General features: G+C 72.1%; 13 protein-coding genes. 6 read left to right on the forward strand and 7 right to left on the reverse strand.

Annotation, left to right across the window (positions count from 1 at the left end; all coding sequences use genetic code 11):
* Window positions 1-6: 6 nt before the first annotated feature.
* Entirely contained in the window at window positions 7-309 is a 303-nt protein-coding gene (locus tag ACIG5E_RS25165; protein WP_396536870.1) for a DUF2530 domain-containing protein, read from the reverse strand.
* Window positions 310-547: 238 nt separating this feature from the next.
* Here ACIG5E_RS25165 and ACIG5E_RS25170 point away from each other — a divergent pair, with 238 nt between their 5' ends.
* Window positions 548-1,954: an NCS2 family permease gene (locus tag ACIG5E_RS25170; RefSeq protein WP_396536936.1), complete on the forward strand. Its 1,407-nt coding sequence runs from the start codon at window positions 548-550 to the stop codon at window positions 1,952-1,954.
* Window positions 1,955-2,025: 71 nt separating this feature from the next.
* On the opposite strand, the gene ACIG5E_RS25175 is transcribed toward ACIG5E_RS25170, so the two are convergent.
* Complete coding sequence (locus ACIG5E_RS25175; RefSeq protein WP_396536872.1) at window positions 2,026-2,478, reverse strand: VOC family protein; 453 nt, start codon at window positions 2,476-2,478, stop codon at window positions 2,026-2,028.
* Between the two features lie 129 nt (window positions 2,479-2,607).
* Between ACIG5E_RS25175 and ACIG5E_RS25180 the strand changes: the two genes are divergently transcribed.
* Together ACIG5E_RS25180 and ACIG5E_RS25185 are read left to right on the forward strand one after the other, a co-directional pair.
* Complete coding sequence (locus tag ACIG5E_RS25180) at window positions 2,608-3,531, forward strand: DUF4231 domain-containing protein (RefSeq protein ID WP_396536874.1); 924 nt, start codon at window positions 2,608-2,610, stop codon at window positions 3,529-3,531.
* A gap of 204 nt (window positions 3,532-3,735) precedes the next feature.
* Window positions 3,736-5,448 carry a hydrogenase maturation protein gene (locus tag ACIG5E_RS25185; RefSeq protein ID WP_396536876.1) on the forward strand — a complete coding sequence of 571 codons (1,713 nt, stop codon included), beginning with the start codon at window positions 3,736-3,738 and terminating at the stop codon, window positions 5,446-5,448.
* Between the two features lie 108 nt (window positions 5,449-5,556).
* On the opposite strand, the gene ACIG5E_RS25190 is transcribed toward ACIG5E_RS25185, so the two are convergent.
* Together ACIG5E_RS25190 and ACIG5E_RS25195 are read right to left on the reverse strand one after the other, a co-directional pair.
* Window positions 5,557-6,387 (reverse strand): MHYT domain-containing protein, encoded by an 831-nt coding sequence (locus ACIG5E_RS25190; protein WP_396536878.1) that lies wholly within the window; start codon window positions 6,385-6,387, stop codon window positions 5,557-5,559.
* Window positions 6,388-6,673: 286 nt separating this feature from the next.
* The gene (locus ACIG5E_RS25195; protein ID WP_396536880.1) at window positions 6,674-7,141 is read right to left on the reverse strand and encodes a VOC family protein; all 468 of its coding nucleotides are present in this window, start codon (window positions 7,139-7,141) and stop codon (window positions 6,674-6,676) included.
* 122 nt (window positions 7,142-7,263) lie between these two features.
* On the opposite strand from ACIG5E_RS25195, the gene ACIG5E_RS25200 reads away from it, so the two are divergent.
* Window positions 7,264-7,698: a MarR family winged helix-turn-helix transcriptional regulator gene (locus ACIG5E_RS25200; RefSeq protein WP_030287092.1), complete on the forward strand. Its 435-nt coding sequence runs from the start codon at window positions 7,264-7,266 to the stop codon at window positions 7,696-7,698.
* 353 nt (window positions 7,699-8,051) lie between these two features.
* On the forward strand, window positions 8,052-9,341 hold the full coding sequence (locus ACIG5E_RS25205; RefSeq protein WP_396536938.1) for an MFS transporter: 1,290 nt from the start codon (window positions 8,052-8,054) through the stop codon (window positions 9,339-9,341).
* A gap of 63 nt (window positions 9,342-9,404) precedes the next feature.
* On the opposite strand, the gene ACIG5E_RS25210 is transcribed toward ACIG5E_RS25205, so the two are convergent.
* A complete protein-coding gene (locus ACIG5E_RS25210) occupies window positions 9,405-9,923 on the reverse strand; it encodes a GNAT family N-acetyltransferase (RefSeq protein WP_396536882.1) in 519 nt (172 codons plus the stop codon).
* A gap of 46 nt (window positions 9,924-9,969) precedes the next feature.
* Here ACIG5E_RS25210 and thpR point away from each other — a divergent pair, with 46 nt between their 5' ends.
* A complete protein-coding gene (gene thpR, locus ACIG5E_RS25215) occupies window positions 9,970-10,557 on the forward strand; it encodes an RNA 2',3'-cyclic phosphodiesterase (RefSeq protein WP_396536884.1) in 588 nt (195 codons plus the stop codon).
* A gap of 228 nt (window positions 10,558-10,785) precedes the next feature.
* Here the strand turns inward: thpR and serC are convergent, their stop codons facing one another.
* Window positions 10,786-11,904 carry a phosphoserine transaminase gene (gene serC / locus ACIG5E_RS25220; RefSeq protein ID WP_396536886.1) on the reverse strand — a complete coding sequence of 373 codons (1,119 nt, stop codon included), beginning with the start codon at window positions 11,902-11,904 and terminating at the stop codon, window positions 10,786-10,788.
* Between the two features lie 162 nt (window positions 11,905-12,066).
* On the reverse strand, window positions 12,067-13,167 hold the full coding sequence (locus ACIG5E_RS25225) for a citrate synthase 2 (RefSeq protein ID WP_396536888.1): 1,101 nt from the start codon (window positions 13,165-13,167) through the stop codon (window positions 12,067-12,069).
* Between the last annotated feature and the right edge of the window lie 230 nt (window positions 13,168-13,397).

The raw sequence follows: 13,397 nt of genomic DNA on the forward strand, positions 1-13,397 counted from the left end.
GACTATTCAGTCCGACTGGGTGGCCGGGCCCGTGCCGTCGTTCTCCGCTTCACGTGCGGCCGCCTCGGCGGCGCGGCTGCGGGCGATCGCGTCCCGCCGGGCGCGGCAGTACCAGAGGCCGATCAGGCCGAGCAGGCAGCCGGAGAGGCAGATCCAGGGCCAGGTGCCGTGGCCGTGATCGGAGAGGGTGCCCTGGAAGGGGAGCAGGGCGAGGAAGGCGACGAACCACAGCACCGTGCCGCCGCCGACGATGGCGACGTCATTGGCCTCCAGCGGAGGGGGCGAGGGGTGCGGCGGCGTCTTGGGCATGGGGCCTAGCGTACGGTGCGCCGCAGGCTCCGGGGGCGCGGCGGGAGCCCGGTCGGCGTCAGCGGCGCTCTACGCGCGAAGATAGCGCGTGTGCGAGCGGGAAACCATACTTGAAGGTCCGCGCCCGGCCACCGTCGCCACGGGCGTTCTCCCCCTCCTCAGCTCCCCCACAGAGGACGCACGCATGCCTGTGGTCCAGCCGACCACCGAGTCGCCCGAACCCGCGGCCCCCGCGCCGATGCCCCCCAACGGCGCCCTGGACCGCTACTTCAGGATCAGTGAGCGCGGCTCCACCCTGCCGCGCGAGATCCGCGGCGGTGTCGCCACCTTCTTCACCATGGCGTACATCCTGGTGCTGAACCCGATCATCCTGGCCAGCGCCACGGACATCACCGGGGCCCACCTGAACAGCGCCCAGCTGGTCACCGCCACCGCCCTCACCGCGGGTCTCACCACCCTGCTGATGGGTGTGATCGGCAACGTGCCGATCGGCCTGGCGGCCGGCCTCGGCGTCAACACCATCGTGGCGCTCCAGCTCGCGCCCAAGATGACCTGGCCGGACGCCATGGGCATGGTGGTGCTGGCCGGCTTCGCGATCATGCTGCTGGTCGCCACCGGTCTGCGCGAACGGGTCATGAACGCCGTGCCGCTCGGGCTGCGCAAGGCCATCGCGATCGGCATCGGCCTGTTCATCAGCCTGGTCGGCCTGGTCGACTCCGGCTTCGTCAGCCGCATCCCGGACGTCGCCCACACCACCGTCCCGCTGCAGCTCGGCGGCAACGGGCACCTGCTCGGCTTCCCGGTGCTGGTCTTCGTGTTCGGCCTGGTGCTGACCCTGGTCCTGGTGATCCGCAAGGTGCCCGGCGCGATCCTGATCAGCATCGCGGCCTCCACCGTGCTCGCCGTGGTGATCGACAAGGTCGCCGACATCCCGGCGCTCAAGTGGGGCCTCACCGTCCCCACCTGGCCCGGCAACCCGGTGGCCGCCCCGGACTTCGGGCTGGTCGGCAAGGTCAGCCTGTTCGGCGGCTTCGGGAAGGTCGGCGTGCTGACCGGCGTGCTGTTCGTCTTCACCGTGCTGATGTCCTGCTTCTTCGACGCGATGGGCACCATCCTCGGCGTCGCCGACGAGGCCCACCTGCTCGACGAGAAGGGCGACCTGCCCGGCATCAACCGGATCCTGATGGTCGACGGCATCGCCACCGCGGCCGGCGGCGCCACCTCCGCCTCCGCCAACACCTGCTTCGTCGAGTCCACCGCCGGCGTCGGCGAGGGCGCCCGCACCGGCTTCGCCTCGATCGTCACCGGCCTGCTCTTCGTGGTGGCGCTCTTCCTCACCCCGCTCGCCACCATGGTCCCCGCCCAGGCCGCCACCCCGGCCCTGGTCACGGTCGGCTTCCTGATCCTGGCCAACTCGATCAAGGAGATCGACTGGGCGGACTACACCATCGCGATCCCGGCCTTCCTGACCATCGTGATGATGCCGTTCACCTACTCGATCACCAACGGCATCGGCTTCGGCTTCATCGCCTTCTGCCTGCTGCGCCTGGCCACCGGCCGCGGCCGCGGCGTACCGGCCCCGCTCTACGTGGTGGCGGCGGTGTTCGCCTTCTACTACCTGATGCCGGCCCTCGGCCTGCTCTGAGCCGGACAGCCCGGAAGGGTCCTCCCCGCGTCGTGCGGGGAGGACCCTTCGGCGTTTTCCGGTGGGCCGCGTCAGTGGACGCAGAACTCGTTGCCCTCCGGGTCCCGCATGACGGTCCACTCGCCGCCGGGCTCCCTGACGTCGTGCAGGACGGTGGCGCCGAGGGATTCAAGCCGGGTGACGGTGGCCGCGCGTTCTCCGGGGCCGGGGTGGACGTCCAGGTGGAGGCGGTTCTTGGGCTGCTGCTTGGCCTCGGGGACGGCCTGGAAGAGGATGCGGCGGCCGAGGCCGGTGTCCGAGGCCGGGTCGTACTCGTCCTCGGGGTGGCGGACGGCGGCGAGGGTGCGCCAGGCGGGGTGGCCGTCGACCTCGGTGAGGGCGTCCGGGGTGATCGCGCCGGCGGCCAGGAGGCGGGTGATCAGGGCGCTGTGGTCCTCGACGGTGTAATCGAGGGCGGCGCCCCAGAAGGCGGCCTGGCGGTGCGGGTCGGCGCAGTCGATGACGAGCTTCCAATGCAGCGGCATGTAACCGTTTATATCGGTTACGTCGGGGCGGGGCAATCAGTGCCGGCGAAAGGTGTCAAAAAGGCGACTGTGTAGGGCAGTTGGCGGAGGGCATACTGCCTGGACGGAGACGGGGAGGGGACGCGACCGATGGTGCAACAGGATCCGCCCGGGGGAGTCGAGGCGCGGCTGCTGCCGGAGTTGTTCTGGCGGGCGGACAAGGCCTCGCTGGACGGGCAGCGCGAGACGCTCCGCTGGCACCGCGGGCTGATCGCCATGCTGGTGGTGGCCGCGCTGATCGGCTCGCTCCCGGGCCCGGACCACAAGGGCGACAGCGATATCAAGCCACTGTTCTCGGTGGCGGCCTTCCTGGTCGCCGGCTACTTCTGGTCCCGGCTGCGCCGCAGCGACCCGCAGGGCCGGTGGTACGAGGCCCGGGCGGCGGCCGAGTCGGTCAAGACGCTGGCCTGGAAGTACAGCGTCCGGGCCCGGCCCTTCGACGGCGAGGCCGAGTCGGCGGACGCCGACCGCGGCTACCTGCTCCAGGTCGAGGACGTGCTGCGGGCCTTCGAGGACCCGGAGATCGTGCCGCCCGGCAGCGTCCCGGAGATCACCGAGGAGATGCGGCGCGCCCGGGCCGACAGCCTGACCGCCCGGCGCACCCTCTACCTGCGCACCCGGGTCGAGGGCCAGCGCACCTGGTACCGCTCCCGGGCCGAGTCCTGCGAGTCCCAGGCGGTCTCCTGGGGGCTCGGCATCGCGACGCTGATCATCATCGGCGCGGCGGCGGCGATCGCCCAGGCCACCGGCGCCCTGGAGGTGCACATCTTCGGCGCCAGCTCGGCCGCGGCCGCCGCGATCATCGCCTGGACCCAGCTCAAGCAGCTGCGCCCGCTGGCCGCCGCCTACCAGCTGGCCGCGCGCGAGCTGGAGAACGTCGGCAACCAGCTCTCCGACCTCGACCTCAAGGCGCCGGACGCCGAGGCGCGCTGGGCCCGGCTGGCCGCCGAGGCGGAGGACGCGGTCTCCCGGGAGCACACCACCTGGCGGGCCCGCCGGGCGTTCCCGCGGTAGGACGGGGCAGGGATCCGCAAGACGCTCCCTGGGGCAACTCCGGGGAGGGGCTGGGGAGATCCGGCGAAGCGGGGCCACGCCGACGCCACAGGTGTGCGGGGTGCGTGAGAGTAGAGCGCCGAGGCACCGAACGTGACCATTACGTGTCCATGCCCTGGTTTCATCGCCTCCGCGCGACCCGCAGTCCCTGCCCGGAGGCCCCCCTTGCGCATTCTCCTGATCGCCACCGCGTTCAACAGCCTGACCCAGCGCGTCCACACCGAGCTGCGCGAGCGCGGCCACCAGGTCGCCGTCCAACTCGCGCTCGGCGACGAGCAGATGCGGGACGCGGTGGCCCGCGTCGACCCGGAGCTGATCCTCTGCCCGATGCTCACCAGGGCCGTCCCGGCGGACATCTGGTCCACCCGGACGGTCCTGATCGTGCACCCGGGCCCCAAGGGCGACCGCGGCCCCTCCTCGCTCGACTGGGCGATCACCGAGGACGCCCGGCGCTGGGGCGTCACCGTGCTGCAGGCCGTCGACGAGATGGACGCCGGTGACATCTGGGCGTCCGTCGAGTTCGCCGTCCCGGACTGCGGCAAGAGCGAGCTGTACCGCGGCGAGGTCGCGGACGCCGCCGTCGAGGCCGTCCTGCTGGCCGTCCAGCGGTACGAGGGCGGGCTGTTCACCCCCGAGCCGCTCGACTACACCCGCCCGGACGTGCGCGGCGAGCTGCGGCCGTTCCTCCGGCAGGAGGCGCGCCGGATCGACTGGCAGCGGGACGACACCGAGACCGTGCTGCGCAAACTGCGCGCCGCCGACTCCCAGCCCGGCGTGCTGGACGAGCTGTACGGGCGCGAGTTCTTCCTGCACGGCGGCCACCCCGAGGACGAGCTGCGCGGCCCGGAGCCCGGCGCCGTCCTGGCCACCCGGGACGGCGCGATCTGCCGGGCCACCGTGGACGGCGCGGTCTGGATCCCGCAGCTGCGCCCGCGCCGCACCCCCGGCGGGCCGGTCACCTTCAAGCTGCCGGCCGCCACGGTGCTGGCCGACGAGCTGCACCGGGTCCGCGAGGTGCCGGTGACCCCGGCGCAGGCCGCCCGCCGCAACACCTGGTCGGAGCTGCGCTACCGGGAGGAGGGCGAGGTCGGCTTCCTGGAGTTCGCCTACGCCGGCGGGGCGATGAGCACCGAGCAGTGCCGCCGGCTGCTGGCCGCCTACCGCGAGGCCGCCGACCGGCCCACCTCGGTGCTGGTGCTGGGCGCGCCCCGGGACTTCTACTCCAACGGGATCCACCTCAACGTCATCGAGGGCGCGACCTTCCCGGCGCTGGAGTCCTGGGAGAACATCAACGCGATGGACGACCTGGTCGAGGCGATCCTGACCACCGGCGACAAGCTGACCGTCGCCGCGCTGGCCGGGAACGCGGCGGCCGGCGGGCTGATGCTGGCGCTCGCCGCCGACGAGGTGTGGTGCCGGGACTCGGCGGTGCTCAACCCGCACTACCGGCTGATGGGCCTGTACGGCTCCGAGTACTGGACGTACACCCTGCCGGCCCGGGTCGGCGCCGAGCAGGCGGAGCGGCTGACCACCGAGGCGCTGCCGGTCGGGGCCGAACACGCCCGCCGGATCGGCCTGGTGGACCGTACGGCCGGCGGGGACGCGGCCGGCTTCCGCCGCTGGGTGGCCCGGGAGGCCGCCCGGCTGGCCGACTCGCCGGAGCTCACCGGGCGGCTGGTGGACAAGAAGCGCCGCCGCGCCGAGGACGAGGAGGCGAAGCCGCTGGCCGAGTACCGGGCGGAGGAACTGCGCCGGATGCACGCCAACTTCTACCGGGCGGGCGAGCCGTACCACGCGCTGCGGCGGGACTTCGTGCGCAAGGTCTGCCCGGTGGCCACGCCGGAGCACCTGACCGGGCTGCTCGGGAAGCCGGAGTAGGTCCGAACGCGACGACGTCCGGCCGGGGTGGGGGACCCGGCCGGACGTCCTGTTGCTCGGTGCTCTGTTGCCCGGTGCTCTGTTGCCCGGTGTTCTGCTGCTCGGGGTTCAGCGCCGGGCGCGCGCCTCGCTCATCGGCCGCCGCCGCTGCGGGGGGACCCGGGGCGTCCGCGGGGGCAGCGGGGCCGCCGGGCCGGCCAGCAGCGGCTGCGTGGAGCCCTTGCTCGGCGAGACGGCGAAGGCCAGCGAGCCGAAGAAGACGTAGCAGCCGAGCCCGACCCCGAGCGGGAAGATGAACTGCAGGGCCATCACGCCGCCCTGGGTGGAGCGCGAGGAGTCCAGCTGGACGGACAGCGCCGCCATCCCGGTGTAGTGCATCGCGCAGACGGCCACACCCATCACCGGCGCCGCCGCCAGCACGGCGAGCGTGCCCCGGATGTTCAGTGCGGCCCAGAGCGCGGCCGTCGCCGCGAACACCGCGATGCCGATCGACAGCCCGACCGTGGTGTGGTCGTACCCGAGTCGGCCGGGCAGGACCATCGCGGCCATGCCCAGGTAGTGCATCGCCGCGACGCCGAGCCCGGTGGTCAGCCCGCCGATCAGCAGGGCCAGCAGGGGGTGGCTGCGCCAGTACCCGACGGTGAACAGGCCGACGCCGACCATGGCGACGGCGACCAGCAGGCTGAACACGGTCAGCCCCGGCTGGTAGCTGATCTCGACGCCGCTGACCGAGAAGCCGAGCATCGCGATGAAGTGCATGGACCAGATCCCGGCCCCGAGCGAGGTCGAGGCGAAGAGCAGCCAGGCGACCCGGCTGCGGCCCTGGGAGACGAGTGCCCAGCGGGCGCTGCGCAGGGCGACGAAGGCACCGAGACAGGCGACGAAGTACGAGACCGCCGGTGTCACCCAGCCGTGGTCGGCATGATGGATCTCACCCAATTGAGCTCCCTGGACATGGGGGTTGCGGACGCCAGGGTTCGGACGGAAGCGGCAGGCCGGACGGCCGGGGCGGGCGTGCGGGAAACGGGCACGAGACGGGTTCCGCCGAGGAGGGGCCTGGCGTGTGGTGCACCTGACAGCGGGGACAGTAGCCACTACCGTCCAGTCGCACAAGGTTCGCGTTTTTCGTGAAGTCCCAGGTCAGGATGGACCTTTACGTAGTCTGCATGATCTTGGCACCAAGCCCTGACACCGCCTGCGCATCGCCCCCGGGCCCTCTTGTCGGTTACTCCAGCGGGGCGAGCCCGAACGGGTGGCCGGCCGGGTCGATCAGCACCTTGAGGGTGCGGCCGTGCTGGTAGCTGGGCTCGGTCGCGCCGAGCGCGAGGGCCTTCGCGGTGGACTCCTCCAGGTCGTCCACGTAGAAGTCGAGGTGGAAGTGCTTGCTGCCGTCCGGTTCGGTCCACGGCTCCGGCCGGTAGCCGGTCACTCGGCCGAAGCCCAGCGGGCTGCCGCCCTCCGGGTTGTCCAGGATCGCGAAGTGCTCGTCCACGTGCCGGGTCTCCCAGCCCAGCAGCTCGCCGTAGAACGAGGCCAGCGCGACCGGGTCGGCGCAGTCGATGGTGACCATGGCGAGCCGGGCGAAGCCGGTGTCGTCCTGCCGGTCCGGCCCGGACGTTGCGGACTGCTCGTACGGCGGGGGCGGCGGGTACGGCACGTACGGCCCGGGCTGCTCGGCGGCGAGATCGGACATGTCTGGTCGGCCCTTCCGGGAGTCGGGAACGATCACCCATCACCAATATGGCACCGGGCCGATCTTCCGGCGCGGTGGGAACCCGTTTTTCCTTAGCGAGAGTAATGACGTAAGCTAAAGAGATGCCCGAGATGTCCGAGCAGGACCTCGCAGCGATCTCTCAGCTGCGGTCGTCCACGATGCGCCTCTCCCGACGACTCAAACACCAGCGGGTGGAGGAGTCGCTCAGTCCCACCGAGATGGGGGTACTGGGCACCCTCGCCCGGTGCGGGAAGGCGACGCCGGGTGAGCTCGCCCGGAAGGAGCACGTGCAGCCTCCTTCGATGACCAGGATCGTCGCGATGCTGGAGGAGAAGGGGCTGGTGCGGCGCGAGCCGCACCCCGAGGACCGCCGCCAGGTGGTCGTCAGCAGCACCGAGCAGGCCGAGACGATCCTCACGGAGAGTCGTCGGCGCAGGAACGTCTGGCTCGCCGAGCTCGCCCAGGGGCTCGACGATGAGGAGTGGGCCGTCCTTCGGGAAGCCGCTCCGGTGCTCTACAAGCTCGCACACCTCTAGGCACACCGAGCCCGGCCCAGCCGCCGGGAGACGAAGGAGCCCGCATCACCGCAGGACCGACCACCGTAACCAGGAGCGCGACGGCCCCCGCCAGGGCCGTCGCGCCGCGAGGGGAGACCACCGTGACACCGCCGGCCGCAGCCAGCGCCGCCGCCATCCGTACCGACGACCCGACCACCGACCCCGCCGCGGACAGCACCGCGGCCGCCGACGCCCAGGCCTCCGACCCCGGCGGGCTGCCCGGCAGCGGCGACGACGACCCCGACGAACGCACCGCGGCGGACTCCGCCGCTCAGCGCCGAACCCATTCGGCCGCATCTCCCACGGGAGCCGAGTTCACCCGGCCGCGGGGGATGTTCTCCTCCCTGCGCGTTCGCAACTACCGCTACTACTTCGCCGGCCAGGTGGTGTCCAACACCGGCACCTGGATGCAGCGGATCGCCCAGGACTGGCTGGTGCTGAGCCTCACCGGCAGCCCGCTCGCGGTCGGGATCACCACCGCCATGCAGTTCCTGCCGATGCTGCTGCTCGGCCTGTTCGGCGGCGTGCTCGCCGACCGGATGCCCAAGCGCCGGCTGCTGATCTACACCCAGGGCGCCATGGGCCTGCTCGCCGCCGGCCTGGCCGTGCTCACCATCGGTGACGTGGTGACGCCGTACTACGTCTACGCCTTCGCGCTGCTGCTCGGCCTGGTCACCGTGGTCGACAACCCGACCCGGCAGGCCTTCGTCTCCGAGATGGTCGGTCCCAAGGACCTCGCCAACGCCGTCAGCCTGAACGCCGCCAACTTCCAGACCGCCCGCCTGGTCGGCCCCGCCGTCGCGGGCCTGCTGATCGCCGCGGTCGGCAGCGGCTGGGCGTTCGCCGTCAACGCGCTGTCCTTCGCCGCCGTGATCGGCGGGCTGCTCGCCATGCGGGAGAGCGAACTGCGCCCAACCGAGCCGATCGCCCGCGAGAAGGGCCAGCTGCGCGAGGGCCTGCGGTACGTGAAGGAGCGGCCCGAGCTGCTCTTTCCGATGGTGCTGGCCGGGTTCATCGGCACCTTCGGGTTCAACTTCCCGACGCTGCTGTCCGGGTTCGCGTACGACACCTTCAAGGTGGGCGCCGGCCAGTACGGTCTGCTGAACACCGCGATGGCGGTCGGCTCGCTGGCCGGTGCGCTGCTCGCCGCCCGCCGGGGTGCGCCCCGGCTGCGCCGGCTGGTCGGTGCGGCGCTGGCCTTCGGCACGCTGGAGGTGGTCGCGGCCTTCGCGCCCGACTACTGGACCTTCGCGCTGCTGCTGACGCTGATCGGGGTGTTCGGGCTGAGCTTCAACACCTCGGTCAACTCCACCCTGCAGCTGGCCACCGACCCCGAGATGCGCGGTCGGGTGATGGGCCTGCTGGTGCTGGTCTTCACCGGCGGCACGCCGATCGGCGCCCCGATAGTCGGCTGGGTCACCGCCTCGTACGGGCCCCGGCTCGGCCTGCTGGCCTGCGGCGTGGTGTCCGCGCTGGCGGCCGGCGCGGTCGGCCTGGTGCTGGCCCGCAGCGCTGACCTGCGGGTGCGGTTCGACCTGCACCCCGGTCGCGGCGGGCGGGTGGTGGCCTTCGTGCCGCGCGCCGCCGCGGCGGGCAAGGGCGAGCTGGTGCCCGCCTGCTGATGGGCGGTCAGAAAACCCCGGAAGTGACTTCCGGGGTTTTCTGACGAAGCGTCAGTCAATGCGTCAGACGCGGATTTCGAGCACCTGGCCGGGCCAGATGCCGGCGGGCTGCTCGACCTCGAAGCCCACGGTCTCGGTGAAGCCGAGCGCCCGGTACTGGCCGACCAGCTTGCGGTCGGCGCCGGCGTAGCAGTCCACCCTCAGCAGGCCGATGCCGCGCCGGCGGGCCTCCTCGACCGCGTCGGCGATCAGCGCGGCGCCGATGCCGGAGCCCTTGCGGCCGCGGTCGGTGACCAGGTTGCGGACGAAGAGCTCGCGCTCGTCCACGGCGGGGACGTACCTGCCGCGCTCCTCGGACAGCACGCAGCAGCCGACCGTACGGCCCTCGTCGTCGACCGCGAGGCGGATCAGGAACGGCTCGGCGGCGTACTGCTCGATGTGCTCCACCCGGGCCGGATTGGTGGAGAACGGCTGGTCGCCCCACTGCCCGGTACGGTCCTGGGCGGCCAGCCAGGAGACGGCGCCGTCGAGCAGGGACAGGATGTTGGGGACGTCCGCGGGCCCCCCGTTGCGGATCTTCATGGATCAACGTTCTACCTCAAACGGCCGATCGCGAGAAGATTGGCCCATGAGGCTGTTCGTGGCGGTACTCCCACCGGTCGTGGCGTTGCAGGGGCTCTCGGACGCGGTCGCGCCGGTGCGCGGGCTGCCCGGGGCGGACCGGCTGCGCTGGACCACCGTCGAGGGCTGGCACCTCACCCTGGCCTTCCTAGGCCAGGTGCAGGCCGAGCGGCTGCCGGAGCTGGAGACCGGCCTGGCGGCCGTCGCCGAGGTGCACCCGGTGCACCGGCTGCGGATCGCGGGCGCCGGCCGGTTCGGCGACCGGGTGCTCTGGGCCGGGATCGAGGGCCAGACCTGGGCGCTGCGACGGCTCGCCGAGGCCGTCACCGAGGCCACCGCCGACATGACCGGGGAGGCCGACGCCTTCGGCTTCCACCCGCACCTCACGCTGGCCCGGGCCGGTTCCTCGCGCGGCCACCGGCGGGCCGTCCAGCGGGTCGCGGCGGCCGAGCTGGAGGCGCTGGCGGCGGCGCTGGCGGACTACCGGGGGCCGGAGTGGGAGGCCGCCGAGCTGCACCTGATGAAGAGCGACCTGGACGGCGGCTTCGCCCACTACGAGTCGCTGCGCTCCTGGGCGCTGGCCGACTGGAGCTAGGGGCTCCGATTCGCGCGGGTGTGAGCCGGAGGTACGCTCGTTGACCGTGGATCCCAAGACTCGTATGCGCATCGTCTCCGGCACCCTGCTGCTGCTGCTGGTCGTCGTGCTGATCAGCTCACTGGTCGGCAAGTAGACCGGGCCCGCACCGGTCCGCAGGCGGCCCGGGAACGGCGAGAGGGCCACCGCCCGCAGGCGGTGGCCCTCAGCCGTGCTCGGAGGCAGCCGTCAGAGCTGCTCGACCACGTAGTCGATGCAGTGGGTGAGCGCCTCGACGTCCGCCGGGTCGATCGCCGGGAACATCGCGATGCGCAGCTGGTTGCGGCCCAGCTTGCGGTAGGGCTCGGTGTCCACGATGCCGTTGGCACGCAGTGCCTTGGCGACCGCGGCGGCGTCCACCGACTCGTCGAAGTCGATGGTGCCGACCACCTGGGAGCGCTCGGCCGGGTTCGCCACGAACGGGGTGGCGAAGGAGGACTTCTCGGCCCAGGCGTACAGCCGGGACGAGGAATCAGCCGTACGGGCGACGGCCCAGTCCAGCCCGCCGTTGCCGTTCAGCCACTCCAGCTGGTCGGCCAGCAGGAACAGGGTGGCGATCGACGGGGTGTTGTACGTCTGGTCCTTCGACGAGTTGTCGATGGCCGTCGGCAGCGAGAAGAACGGCGGGATGTACCGTCCGGAGCCGGCGATCTCGGCGGCGCGCTCCAGGGCGGCCGGGGAGAAGGTGGCCAGCCACAGGCCGCCCTCGGAGGCGAAGGACTTCTGCGGGGCGAAGTAGTAGACGTCGGTCTCGGTGATGTCGACCGGCAGGCCGCCGGCGCCCGAGGTGGCGTCCACCAGCACCAGCGAGCCCTCGTCGGCGCCGGCCGGGCGCCCGATCGGCATCGCGACGCCGGTCGAGGTCTCGTTGTGGGTGAGGCCGTAGACGTCCACGCCCGCCTCGGCGACCGGCAGCGGGTGGGTGCCAGGGGCGGTCTTGATCACGGTCGGCTCGGCCAGCCACGGGGCGGCCTTGACCGAGGAGGCGAACTTCGAGGAGAACTCGCCGAAGTCCAGGTGCTGGGACTTCTCCCGCACCAGGCCGAAGGCGGCGATGTCCCAGAAGGCGGTGGAGCCGCCATTGCCGAGGACGACCTCGTAGCCGTCCGGCAGCGAGAAGAGGCTGCTCACGCCCTCGCGTACGCGCTTGACCAGGTTCTTCACCGGGGCCTGGCGGTGCGAGGTGCCGAGCAGCGAGGTCTGGGTGGCGGCGAGGGCACTCAGGGCCTCGGGGCGCACCTTGGACGGTCCGCAGCCGAAACGGCCGTCTGCGGGCTTGATGTCAGCGGGGATCTGGATCTGAGCCACGCGCGCAGCCTACCGGCCGGGAGCCTTGCGGGGTACGGGTCGTCCGCCCGCTGAGACTGTGATCTTGATAGCTCGGAGGTATCCGAACAGCGGGCCCGGCCGGAGCCGGACCCGCTGGTCAGAGGCGCTTTCGCGAGCGGAAGCGCAGTGCGCTCAGGGCGTTCAGTGCGCGATGGCGTCCCAGCCCTCGACCTCCTCGGGGCGGCGCGGGCCGGGGCCGATGTAGCGCGCGGAAGGGCGCACGAGGCGACCGGTGCGCTTCTGCTCCAGGATGTGCGCCGACCAGCCCGCGGTGCGCGCGCAGGTGAACATCGAGGTGAACATGTGCGCCGGGACCTCGGCGAAGTCCAGCATGATCGCGGCCCAGAACTCGACGTTGGTGGCGAGCACCCGGTCGGGGCGGCGGGCGTGCAGCTCCTCCAGCGCGGCCTTCTCCAGCGCCTCGGCGACCTCGAAGCGCGGCGCGCCGAGCTCCTTGGCGGTGCGGCGCAGCACGCGGGCGCGCGGGTCCTCGGCGCGGTAGACGCGGTGGCCGAAGCCCATCAGGCGCTCGCCCTTGTCCAGCGCGTTCTTTACCCACTTGACGGCGTCGCCGGTGCGCTCGATCTCCTCGATCATGCCGAGCACGCGGGAGGGAGCGCCGCCGTGCAGCGGGCCGGACATCGCGCCGACCGCGCCGGAGAGCGCGGCCGCGACGTCGGCGCCGGTGGAGGCGATGACCCGGGCGGTGAAGGTGGAGGCGTTCATGCCGTGCTCGGCGGCCGAGGTCCAGTAGGCGTCGACGGCCTTGACGTGCTTCGGGTCGGGCTCGCCCCGCCAGCGGATCATGAAGCGCTCGACGACCGTCTCGGCCTTGTCGATCTCGCTCTGCGGGACCATCGGCAGGCCCTGGCCGCGGGCGGACTGGGCGACGTAGGACAGCGCCATCACGGCGGCCCGGGCGAGGTCGTCGCGGGCCTGCTCGGCGGAGATGTCGAGCAGCGGCTTGAGGCCCCAGACCGGGGCGAGCATGGCGAGCGCGGACTGGACGTCGACCCGGATGTCGCCGGAGTGCACCGGGATCGGGAAGGGCTCGGCGGCCGGCAGGCCGGGGTTGAACTTGCCGTCCACGAGCAGGCCCCAGACGTGGCCGAAGGAGACGTGGCCGACCAGGTCGTCGATGTCGACACCGCGGTACCGCAGGGCGCCGCCTTCACGGTCGGGTTCGGCGATCTCGCTCTCGAACGCGACGACTCCCTCAAGCCCGGGTACGAAATCGGACATGCGACGGCTCCTTCAGTTCTGCGATCGGCGCTCCGCCGTGGTGGGGCGGTTAACCAGTGACCGAATCGTGGTTGGCACTCGGTGCCAGAGTGACAGGCACGGGGTGCATTGCGCCATACACCACCGCGGTGATGTTTCCCGTGGGACCGCTTGACTTTCCGCCGAGGGTCGGTCGTGCCCGGGGGATCCCCGGAACCAAACGCCCGGTTCCGGACAATTCCCCGTACGGC

The sequence above is a fragment of the Kitasatospora sp. NPDC053057 genome, assembly GCF_044546945.1.
GTDB lineage: Bacteria > Actinomycetota > Actinomycetes > Streptomycetales > Streptomycetaceae > Kitasatospora.

What these genes read in the sequence shown, in the direction of transcription:
- ACIG5E_RS25210 (WP_396536882.1), bottom strand. Translation starts at nt 9,923, where the DNA reads ATGAAGATCCGCAACGGGGGGCCCGCGGACGTCCCCAACATCCTGTCC.
- ACIG5E_RS25225 (WP_396536888.1), bottom strand. Translation starts at nt 13,167, where the DNA reads ATGTCCGATTTCGTACCCGGGCTTGAGGGAGTCGTCGCGTTCGAGAGC.
- ACIG5E_RS25180 (WP_396536874.1), top strand. Translation starts at nt 2,608, where the DNA reads ATGGTGCAACAGGATCCGCCCGGGGGAGTCGAGGCGCGGCTGCTGCCG.
- ACIG5E_RS25205 (WP_396536938.1), top strand. Translation starts at nt 8,052, where the DNA reads ATGTTCTCCTCCCTGCGCGTTCGCAACTACCGCTACTACTTCGCCGGC.
- ACIG5E_RS25170 (WP_396536936.1), top strand. Translation starts at nt 548, where the DNA reads ATGCCCCCCAACGGCGCCCTGGACCGCTACTTCAGGATCAGTGAGCGC.
- ACIG5E_RS25165 (WP_396536870.1), bottom strand. Translation starts at nt 309, where the DNA reads ATGCCCAAGACGCCGCCGCACCCCTCGCCCCCTCCGCTGGAGGCCAAT.
- ACIG5E_RS25175 (WP_396536872.1), bottom strand. Translation starts at nt 2,478, where the DNA reads ATGCCGCTGCATTGGAAGCTCGTCATCGACTGCGCCGACCCGCACCGC.
- thpR (WP_396536884.1), top strand. Translation starts at nt 9,970, where the DNA reads ATGAGGCTGTTCGTGGCGGTACTCCCACCGGTCGTGGCGTTGCAGGGG.
- ACIG5E_RS25200 (WP_030287092.1), top strand. Translation starts at nt 7,264, where the DNA reads ATGCCCGAGATGTCCGAGCAGGACCTCGCAGCGATCTCTCAGCTGCGG.
- ACIG5E_RS25195 (WP_396536880.1), bottom strand. Translation starts at nt 7,141, where the DNA reads ATGTCCGATCTCGCCGCCGAGCAGCCCGGGCCGTACGTGCCGTACCCG.